We start from the raw sequence: 9,610 nt of genomic DNA on the forward strand, positions 1-9,610 counted from the left end.
TGGGGCTGGGGCTGGGGCTGGGGAGCCGTCTGCGGTGTGGGCTGGGGCGGAGGCGGAGGCGCCGTGGGGGACGGCACGCCGGGGGCACCGGATGTGCCGGGTGCGCCCGAACCCCGTACCGCCGCACGGGCCGCGGCCGGGCCCCCACCCGGCGCCACGGGGGCGCCTGCGGGCATTGCAGGACCTGCGGGGCCACCGGGACCACCGGGGCCTGCCGGGCCTCCCCCGTGCGCCTCGGGACCCGGCACGTATCCCGCCGTGGGCAGCGCGCCGCCGGCCGAGAAGTTCACGCCCCGTTCCAGGCGGTCGAGGCGGGCCATCATCGCCCGCTCGTCCCCGTACGCGGCCGGCAGCAGCACGCGCGCGCAGATCAGCTCCAGTTGGAGGCGGGGCGAGTTGGCGCCGCGCATCTCGGTCAGGCCCTCGTTGACCAGGTCGGCGGCGCGGCTGAGCTCGGCGGCGCCGAACGTGCTCGCCTGGGCCTGCATCCGCTCGATGACGTCGGCCGGGGCGTCGATGAGGCCCTTCTCCGCGGCGTCCGGCACGGCGGCGAGGATGACCAGGTCGCGCAGCCGCTCCAGCAGGTCGGCGACGAAGCGGCGCGGGTCGTTGCCGCCCTCGATGATCCGGTCCACGACCTCGAAGGCGGCGGCGCCGTCGCCGGTGGCGAAGGCCTCGACGACGGAGTCGAGGAGCGAGGCGTCGGTGTAGCCAAGGAGGGAGGTGGCCATGGCGTATGTCACACCCTCCTCCCGCGCTCCGGCGAGGAGCTGGTCCATGACCGACATGGAGTCACGCACCGAGCCCTGCCCCGCGCGCACGACCAGCGGCAGCACGCCGTCCTCGACCGGGATGCCCTCCTTCTGGCAGACCTCGCCCAGGTACTCCCTGAGGGTGCCCGGCGGCACGAGCCGGAACGGGTAGTGATGGGTGCGCGACCGGATGGTCCCGATGACCTTCTCGGGCTCGGTCGTGGCGAAGATGAACTTGAGGTGCTCCGGGGGCTCCTCGACGACCTTCAGCAGCGCGTTGAAGCCGGCCGGCGTGACCATGTGGGCCTCGTCGATGATGTAGATCTTGTAACGGCTGGCGGCGGGGCCGAAGAACGCCTTCTCCCGCAGCTCACGGGCGTCGTCCACACCACCGTGAGAGGCCGCGTCGATCTCGATGACGTCGATGGAGCCGGGGCCGTTGCGCGCCAGGTCGCGGCAGGACTGGCACTCGCCGCACGGGGTGGGCGTGGGGCCCTGCTCGCAGTTCAGACAGCGCGCCAGGATGCGCGCGCTCGTCGTCTTGCCGCAGCCGCGCGGACCGCTGAACAGGTACGCGTGATTGACCCGGTTGTTCCGCAGCGCCTGCTGCAACGGGTCGGTGACATGCTCCTGCCCGATGACCTCGGCGAACGACTCCGGGCGATAGCGGCGGTACAGCGCGAGAGACGACACGCCTACGAGGTTATAGGCGCCCACTGACAAGCCGACCCGCTCGGGAACGCAAGCGCCCCCCACGCACCCGCCAGAGCCGACCTACCCTTGCTGCCTTCCGGCCCTGGGGGAGTTCAGTCAGATAGCGCCGCGTGAGGGGCTGCGCACAGGCTACCTGATCCGAGGGGGTGGGAACGAGTTCGCGAGCACTCCTCTCGGTCATGTAATGTTTCCGGCGGAGGATTCGCCTAGAGGCCTAGGGCGCACGCTTGGAAAGCGTGTTGGGGGCAACCCCTCACGAGTTCGAATCTCGTATCCTCCGCCAGTGCCTCACCGGGCACGATGTCGAAGGGCCCCACCGTTCGCGGTGGGGCCCTTCGACGTTGTCCGTCTCAGTTTTCGTCTCGGTTGGTTTGTTCCCCGGGGTCGGGAGGCGCCCACAGCGCGTCTCCGACCTGCTGGGCGACCTTGCGGAGCATGACTCCCGTCACATGCATGTAGTCGCGGCGGTGTGGCGAGCGATGACAACCCCGCCGGCAGCAAAATCCCTGATCCACCTCCTGCACCCGACTGGGGGATCCGCATGTCGGTCGTCCAGCGGATGCCCCCAGCTGCCCCAGGACCGCCACGGGCGAGGGATGCGCAGGCCGGAGAGCCGCGGAAGCCCGAGGTCCGCGCCACGGCGCTGGGCGGCCGTCCCGGTCCGCGGAGGGGAGGCCGAGGGCCTGCCGCTGAGTGACCATGAGCGAAGTGACTGGTGGCAGGGCATGAAGGAGAGCGAGCGGTGACGACCGACGACATCCTGTTCGGCGTGGGCCTGACCTTCGTCCTCGCGGTCGGCTCCCAACTGGCCGCTGCCCGTGCGCGCGTCCCGGCGCTGATCATTCTGCTCCCGGCGGGTTTCATCGCGGGGGCGCTCACCGACGACATCCATCCCGACCAGTTGCTGGGCCCGGCTTTCGGCCCGCTGGTGTCGCTGTCCGTGGCGTTGATCCTTTACGAGGCCGGTCTCGGGCTCGACCCGCGCACGCTGGGTGGGAACACGCGGCGCACCGTGGTCAGGCTGATCGTGCTGGGCGTGGCGCTGTCCTGGGTCACCGTCGCCCTGCTCGCCGGCCCCTTGTTGGGGATGTCCGGGGAATCGGCGGTGATGCTGGGCGCGATCCTCGTCGTCTCGGGGCCGACGGTCGTCGGCCCCCTGCTGGCCTTCGTCCGGCCGGCGGACCGGCTGCAGACAGTCCTCTCCTGGGAGGGCTCCCTGGTCGACCCCGTGGGGGCCATTCTGGGGGCTCTCGTGTTCGCGGCCGTCCTCGACAGCGGCCACAACAAGTCCGTCGGCTACCAGGTGGTGCAGTTCCTGATCAGCGTCGGGGTCGGTCTGGCCGGAGCCGTGGTGGGAAGCGCACTGCTGTGGCTGCTGCTGACCAGGTTCCGGCCCGGTGGGGCGCTCGGCACCACCGGGCAACTGGCCACGGTGGTCGCGGTGGCCGCGGTCTGCGACATCGTCCGCGACGACACCGGGCTCATCGCCGCCATCGTCATGGGCCTGGCGGTGGCCCGTCTGCCCGGTGTCGACATGCCCGAACAGCACCCGTTCTCCGAAACGCTGGTCCAGTTGATCATCGGGCTGCTGTTCGTCTCCATCTCCTCCACGGTCACCCCGGCGTCCTTGCGCCATGTGGTTCTGCCCACGCTCGGGATCGTCGCCATCCTCGTCCTGATCACCCGCCCCCTCGCCGTGTGGCTGGCCACGCTGGGGGCGGGCCTGACACGCGGCGAGCGGGGTTTCGTCGCGTGGATGGCCCCACGCGGCATCGTGGCCGCGGCCAACGCCTCCACCTTCTCCGTCGGCCTGGTCAGCGCGGGCGTCGACGGTGCCTCCAAGATCCTCCCGGTCACCTTTCTCACCATCGCCGCGACCGTGACGCTCTACGGTCTGACGGCGGTACCCGTCGCCCGCCGGCTCGGTGTCACTCGCCCCTCGCGCTCCCGCCCCCTCCTGGTCGGCGGCGACCCATGGGCGATCGACCTCGGGCGCACCCTGCAGTCGGCCGGACTGGAGGTGCTGATGTGGGCTGGCTCCGAGGAGCAACGAGCATGTATCCGGCAAGCCGGACTGGAACTGGCGCCCGGAGAACTACTGGCGGCGGCCACGGGAGACGGGTCCCGGCTGGAGGGCATCACCACCGTCCTGCTCCTCACCGACGAGGACGACTTCAACGCCCTCGCGTCGATGGTGCTGAGCAACGACGAAGGAGTGTCGGTCTTCCGCCTCGGACCACGCAGCAGCGACCACGGCGTCGTCGCCCTCTCCGGCAGAGGCGAGACCCTGCTCGCCCCGGCACTCACCCGCCTCGGCGTGGCCCAGCGGTACGCGCAGGGGGCCCGCATCGAGACGCAGCACGTCGAAAGCGCGGACGGCACGCTCGCGGCCGGCCATGACCTGCTGCTCCTGATCCGCCCTGGCGGCCGCCTGGTGCCCGCCGACGGCACGGACGCGCGCATCTCACCGCAGCCCGGTGACATCGCCGTCCTGCTCGGCCAGGCCCCGGATCCCCGTGCCGACCGTCCTCAGGCCCCCGGTTCTGCCTCTCCATGAGGGCAGGGCATACGCCACGAGAGGCGGTCACCACTCGCCATGCGCCGTCCACCGGCTTCAGCTGGTGAAGGTGAAGTACTTCCAGGAGCCGTTCGTCGTGGAGTTCACGGTGTCGCCCGAGGAGTTGTCGATGTACGACGACCGCACGCGCATCGAGTAACCGGTCTGGTGCGTGCCGCCCAGTTCCACGAGCGACTTGCCGGTGGAGTCGAGCTTGAAGTACTGGGTCCCCGCCGACCGCCAGGCGCCGTCGGAGTAGATCTGGAACTGCAGCCTCTGCGAGCGGCCGGGGTAGGCCGTCATCGTGGTCGTGAGGAGCGGGTCGGTCGTCTTCCGGAAGTAGTACTTGGTGTGCCCGCTGACCGTGGCCGTCTTGTAGGAGCGGCTGAGGCTCAGCGACACCTTGACCCTCGCGCCCACCCAGCTCGAGGCCGTCTTCGGGGCGGTCCGCGCGTCGCCCGAGAAGGACGCGCTGACCGTGGTGTCGCGCTTCAGGGGCAGGGTGACCGACAGGTTGCCGTCGCTGTTGACCGTGCCGGTCTTGACCAGGTACGCGCCCTTGCCGTCGCCCGCGGTGTCCGCGTAGAGCGAGAGCGTCCGGTTCTTGTACGTCGTGCCGAGGTGGGCGGTGAACGTCACGTTGGCGGCGTAGTCGTAGACGTTGCCGTTCTTGTTCACGGTCAGGGTCGTGGAGTTCCGGGAGACCTCGACCGTGTCGGAGGCGGAGGCAGCCGTGCGATCGGCGTCGCCGGCGTACGAGACCTTGTAGGTGACCTTGCCGCCCGCGGGCGGGGTGTCGGTGACGGAGAAGGTTCCGTCCGCCTTCACCGTCGCGGCCGGGAGCGCCTTGCCGTTCGGGGACTCCAGGTCCGTGCGGGTGACCGCGACGGTGGTCCCCGCGGGCAGCCCGAGCGTGTTCGTGACGTTGCCGGAGACGGTCAGCGACTTGGCACGGTCGGCCGTCGCCGGAGCGTTCACCGTGAGGGTGGTGACGGCCTTGCCGGGGTCGGTGACGACGCGCAGGCGGTACTTGCCGCTGAGGTCGCGGGTGACCGCGAAGAGCCGGCTGCTGTCGGGCGCGAAAGCGAGGTCGCCGTGGTCGAGCAGGGTCTCTTGGGCGACCCCGCCCTGGTAGTCGGTGAAGTTGACGGTCCGCCTCGGCGTCGTGTCACCCGGCTTGTAGAGGGACACATGGGGGCGGTCGAAGGAGGCGTAGGTGTCGGTGCCCCCCGCGACGAGGCCGTCCGGCGCGACATCCACCGACCGCTGTTGCCAGTAGCTGCTCGGATACCTGGTGGTCTCCGACAGGTCCGAGGTCCGGAAGACCTGCTGGAAGTCGCCGGCCGTGGTGGCCACCACGAGTTCTGTGCCGTCCGGGGTGAGCGCCAGGTCCTCCGCGGTGTTGCCGATGGCCGCGGCCTGCCCGCCGAGGAACGCGGTCCGGCCGGCCGTGCCGGACGACACGTCGTACACGCCGAGGGTGAAGTAGTACTGGCGCGAGCCGGCCGCCAGGGTGTCGGGGGCGCCGGGGGTCGCATCCAGCAGGGGCGCGTCCTTCCACGTCCCGTCGGCATCCTGGGCGAGGGAAACCCGCGCCTGCCCGCCGGACAGGTCGAGCGAGCCGATGTTGCCGTGCCCGTCGCTGCCGTAGCCGAACCAGAGTTTGCCGCCCGCGAGCGCCAGGTGCTGCGGATCTGTGCCGTCGCCCGTCGCGTACCGCCCGGTCTCGGTGACCGTCGCCGTGTCGACGGCCACGATCTCATCGGCTCCCGGCACGGCGACGTAGAGCGTTGCCGAGTCGGCGGAAAGCTCCAGGCCGTCAGCCTGCGGCAGCGAGGTGATCGTCCCGATGACGGTGCCGTCGTAGTCGGTGGCGACGACCTTGCCTCCCGACGGGTCACTGACGAAGACCCGCCGGTGAACGCCGTCCACGATGATGTCGCCGCTGGATGTGATGGGCAGAGCGGCGCTGCTGTCCGCGACGGCAGCGCCCGCGGCCGAACCGATCAGGGCTACAGAACTGAGAGCCACCGCGAGCGCCGTCACGGCCGAAATGCTGCGCACACGCACAGTGATGCAACCCCCACCAGAAGATCAGATTGCCCACAAGACTCTCGGAGCCCCTTCAGGGTTGTACGACCCCACTGCACAAGTCTTCGCGGGTGCCCCTGGATGCCGCCCAGGAGCCGGGCAACGGTGTGGTGGTCAGTGGTGGAGGTACGGGATCGAGTGGAGTTCCACTCCTACTCGGCAGGGGACGGTGAACGGGGTCGGGCGGGTCGTGGGGGTGCCGAAGAGGGCCGCCGCGTGTTCGGCGTCGAGGGAGAACTCGATGCGGTCGCACTCCCCGGGGCGGTCGGCGGGGCCGACGACCAGGTGGAAGGCCAGCGCGCCGTCGGCATCCTGGTTCGCGGTGACCAGCGCGTCGACGACACCGGAGATCTCCTGCCGGGCGATGGTCTCGGACTGTGTCTTCATGACGTTCCTCCTGGTGCTGTCGGTGAAGTGGGTTCGTGCGGGGCCGCGGCCTACAGCGCGGGGGCTTCCTCCAGCAGGAGGTGACCCCACTGCTCGGCGAACGCCGTCTCCAGGGCGGCGCCGACCCGGTACAGGAGGTCGTCGGCCATGGCCGGAGCGATGATCTGGAGGCCGACGGGGAGACCGTCCTCGGGGGCCAGGCCGCAGGGCAGTGACATGGCGGCGTTGCCCGCGAGGTTGGTCGGGATGGTGCACAGGTCGGCGAGGTACATGGCCATCGGGTCGTCGACGCGCTCCCCCAGCGGGAAGGCCGTGGTCGGCATGGTCGGCGAGACCAGGACGTCGACGTCCGCGAAGGCGCGGGTGAAGTCGCGGATGATCAGCGTGCGGGTGCGCTGGGCGCTGCGGTAGTAGGCGTCGTAGTAGCCGGAGCTGAGCGCGTAGGTGCCGAGGATGATGCGGCGCTTGACCTCGGGGCCGAATCCGGCGGCGCGGGTGAGCGCGGTGACCTCCTCGGCGGAGCGCGTGCCGTCGTCGCCGACCCTCCTCCCGTACCGCAGGGCGTCGAAGCGCGCGAGGTTGCTGGAGCACTCGGAGGGCGCGATCAGGTAGTAGGCGGCCAGGGCGTAGGTGAAGGACGGGCAGGACACCTCCACGACCTCGGCGCCGAGGTGCCGCAGCAGTTCCACGGCCTCCGTGAAGCGCCGCATCACCCCGTCCTGGTAGCCCTCGCCGGCGAACTCGCGCACCACGCCGACGCGCATCCCCCGTACGTCGCCGTTGCGGGCGGCCGCGACGACGGGCGGGACGGGCGCGTCGACGGACGTGGAGTCCATCGGGTCGTGTCCGGCGACGGCCTCGTGCAGCAGGGCCGTGTCGAGGACCGTCCGTCCGCAGGGGCCGCCCTGGTCCAGGGAGGAGGAGTAGGAGACGAGGCCGTAGCGGGACACCGATCCGTAGGTGGGTTTGACGCCGACGGTCCCGGTCAGGGCGGCGGGCTGGCGGATCGAGCCGCCGGTGTCGGTGCCGATGGCCAGCGGGGCCTCGTACGCGGCCAGGGCGGCGGCCGATCCGCCGCCGGAGCCGCCGGGGACGCGTGTCATGTCCCACGGGTTGCGGGTCGGCCCGAAGGCGCTGTTCTCGGTGGAGGAGCCCATGGCGAACTCGTCCATGTTGGTCTTGCCGAGGATGACGACCCCGGCGGTCTTGAGCCGCCGCGTCAGTGTCGCGTCGTACGGCGGGATCCAGCCCTCCAGCATCCGCGAGCCGCAGGTGGTGGGCACGCCGCGGGTGGTGAAGGCGTCCTTCAGGGCGAGCGGGACACCCGCCAGCGGACCGAGGCGCTCGCCCCGCGCCAGCCGGGCGTCCACCGAGCGGGCCTGGGCGAGGGCGCCTTCGCGGTCGACGTGGAGGAAGGCGTGCACCTTCTCGTCGACGGCGTCGATGCGGGCGAGGTGGGCCTCGGTGACCTCGACGGCCGTGACCTCCCCCGCGGCGATCCGCTCGGCGACCTGTGCCGCCGTGAGTCTGATGAGGGCGCTGTCCGTCATGCCGGGCCTTTCGGGTGTCGTGCGATACGGCGTACCGCCTCCGCCAGGACCTCGGGAGGCTGGGCGAAGGGGAGGCGGAGGAAGTGCTGGTGCGGGCGGTCCGTGCCGGAGGCGGGGCGTGCCGCCAGGCGCACACCGGCTCTTTCCGCGAGGGCGGTGATCTCGCGGGCCGGCCGGTCTCCGGTGCGGGCCCACAGGGCGAGGCCGCCGTCCGGCACACGGAAGCTCCAGCCGGGGAGTTCGTCGCGCAGGGCGGTGACGAGTGCGTCGCGCCGGGTGCGGGCGCGTTCGCGCTGGGCGTCGACGACGTCCGCGAACGCCTGGGGGCGGGCGAGGAGTTGGAGGACCACCAGTTGTTCGAGGACCGGGGGTGCGAGGTCCACGCCCGTGCGCCGGGCGGCGAGCGTGCGCACGAGCTGGGGCGTGGCGCGGATCCAGCCGACGCGCAGCCCGGACCACAGGGTCTTGGCCATCGAACCGACGCTAACGACCGTGCCTCCCGGGTCCAGGGCGGCCGGCGGGGTCGGTGCCGGGGCGTCTGGGGTGAGGGACAGCTCGGCCAGGGTCTCGTCGACGAGGAGCGTCACGCCGGTGGAGGCGGCCAGGTCGACCAGGGCACGGCGTTGGTCCTCGGACATCAGCAGGCCGGTCGGCTGCTGGTGGTCGGGGGTCAGACAGGCCAGGCGGGGAGCGGCGGAGCGCAGCGCCCGGGTCCAGGCCGGTACGTCCCACCCGTCGTCCCGCACGGCCAGCGGGAGGGGGCGGGCGCCGGCCGCCTCCACGGCCCGCACCAGGTTGGGGTGGCCGGGCGACTCGACGGCCACCCGGTCGTGCGGTTCGGTCAACTCCCGCAGCAGCAGGGCGAAGGCGCCGGTCGCTCCGCTCGTGACGAGGATCTGCTCGGGGTCCGTGGGCACCCCGCGCCGCGTGTACCGCTCGGCCACGGCCGCCCTCAACTCCCGCAGTCCCGCGGGGAAACAGCCGTGTCCGCGCGCGTACCGCGCCAGCTCCCGCCCTGCCGCGTCCACCGCCCCGGACAGCCACGGCTCCGGCGCCGGCAACGAGGCGGTGACCAGGTCGATGACCCCCATGTCCGAGGCGCATACGCCGTGCGAGCCGGTTCGGCGCGGGGCCGGTGGCGAGGACGGGGATGGCAGCCTGCCTGTCCCCGGCACGGCAGCGGAGCCGGCACGATCCATCGGCCCAGCCGCCGCGCCCGCGGGGAACCCGAGCCGCCCTGCCCCCGGTGCGGCGCCCGTGGACGCCCACTCCGCCGACCCGGCGCCCAAGGCGGCCTGAGATACGGGCAGTCCCGTCCCTGGTAGGGCCACCGAGTTCGTGCCCTCCACCGGCCCGGCCCCCAGGGACGCCTCAGACGCGGGCAGTCTCCTCCCTGATACGGCCACCGAGTCCAGGCCCTCCACCGGCCCGGCCCCCAGGGACGCCTCAGACGCGGGCAGTCTCCTCCCTGATACGGCCACCGAGTCCAGGCCCTCCACCGGCCCGGCCCCCAGGGACGCCTGGGATGTGGGCAGTGCCCTCCCTGATACGGCCACGGA

General features: G+C 71.8%; 6 protein-coding genes, 1 tRNA gene and 1 other RNA gene. 2 read left to right on the forward strand and 6 right to left on the reverse strand.

The window, feature by feature from the left end:
- Both M8J74_RS42970 and ffs read right to left on the reverse strand, forming a co-directional pair.
- Nucleotides 1-1,445, reverse strand: a 1,445-nt coding sequence (locus tag M8J74_RS42970; protein ID WP_249841599.1) for a DNA polymerase III subunit gamma and tau, incomplete at its 3' end; no start/stop codon positions are given.
- A 45-nt stretch (nucleotides 1,446-1,490) separates the two neighbouring features.
- Nucleotides 1,491-1,589, reverse strand: an RNA gene (gene ffs / locus M8J74_RS42975) — signal recognition particle sRNA small type.
- A 72-nt stretch (nucleotides 1,590-1,661) separates the two neighbouring features.
- Here ffs and M8J74_RS42980 point away from each other — a divergent pair.
- Both M8J74_RS42980 and M8J74_RS42985 read left to right on the forward strand, forming a co-directional pair.
- Nucleotides 1,662-1,749: transfer RNA gene (locus tag M8J74_RS42980), tRNA-Ser, on the forward strand.
- Between the two features lie 459 nt (nucleotides 1,750-2,208).
- The gene (locus M8J74_RS42985) at nucleotides 2,209-4,023 is read left to right on the forward strand and encodes a cation:proton antiporter (protein ID WP_249841600.1); all 1,815 of its coding nucleotides are present in this window, start codon (nucleotides 2,209-2,211) and stop codon (nucleotides 4,021-4,023) included.
- Nucleotides 4,024-4,080: 57 nt separating this feature from the next.
- On the opposite strand, the gene M8J74_RS42990 is transcribed toward M8J74_RS42985, so the two are convergent.
- From M8J74_RS42990 to M8J74_RS43005, 4 genes are all read right to left on the reverse strand, one after another.
- Complete coding sequence (locus M8J74_RS42990; protein WP_308406192.1) at nucleotides 4,081-6,087, reverse strand: Ig-like domain repeat protein; 2,007 nt, start codon at nucleotides 6,085-6,087, stop codon at nucleotides 4,081-4,083.
- Nucleotides 6,088-6,228: 141 nt separating this feature from the next.
- Nucleotides 6,229-6,501 carry a hypothetical protein gene (locus M8J74_RS42995; RefSeq protein ID WP_249841602.1) on the reverse strand — a complete coding sequence of 91 codons (273 nt, stop codon included), beginning with the start codon at nucleotides 6,499-6,501 and terminating at the stop codon, nucleotides 6,229-6,231.
- A 50-nt stretch (nucleotides 6,502-6,551) separates the two neighbouring features.
- Nucleotides 6,552-8,051 carry an Asp-tRNA(Asn)/Glu-tRNA(Gln) amidotransferase subunit GatA gene (gene gatA, locus M8J74_RS43000; RefSeq protein ID WP_249841603.1) on the reverse strand — a complete coding sequence of 500 codons (1,500 nt, stop codon included), beginning with the start codon at nucleotides 8,049-8,051 and terminating at the stop codon, nucleotides 6,552-6,554.
- Nucleotides 8,048-9,142: an aminotransferase-like domain-containing protein gene (locus M8J74_RS43005; RefSeq protein ID WP_249841604.1), complete on the reverse strand. Its 1,095-nt coding sequence runs from the start codon at nucleotides 9,140-9,142 to the stop codon at nucleotides 8,048-8,050. The genes gatA and M8J74_RS43005 overlap by 4 nt, the downstream gene beginning before the upstream one ends.
- Between the last annotated feature and the right edge of the window lie 468 nt (nucleotides 9,143-9,610).

It is taken from the genome of Streptomyces panaciradicis (assembly GCF_023516615.1).
Classification (GTDB): domain Bacteria; phylum Actinomycetota; class Actinomycetes; order Streptomycetales; family Streptomycetaceae; genus Streptomyces; species Streptomyces panaciradicis.

Bases quoted from the DNA above. Each gene is read 5' to 3' on its own strand.
- M8J74_RS42995 (WP_249841602.1), bottom strand. From the start codon at position 6,501: ATGAAGACACAGTCCGAGACCATCGCCCGGCAGGAGATCTCCGGTGTC.
- M8J74_RS43005 (WP_249841604.1), bottom strand. From the start codon at position 9,142: ATGGGGGTCATCGACCTGGTCACCGCCTCGTTGCCGGCGCCGGAGCCG.
- gatA (WP_249841603.1), bottom strand. From the start codon at position 8,051: ATGACGGACAGCGCCCTCATCAGACTCACGGCGGCACAGGTCGCCGAG.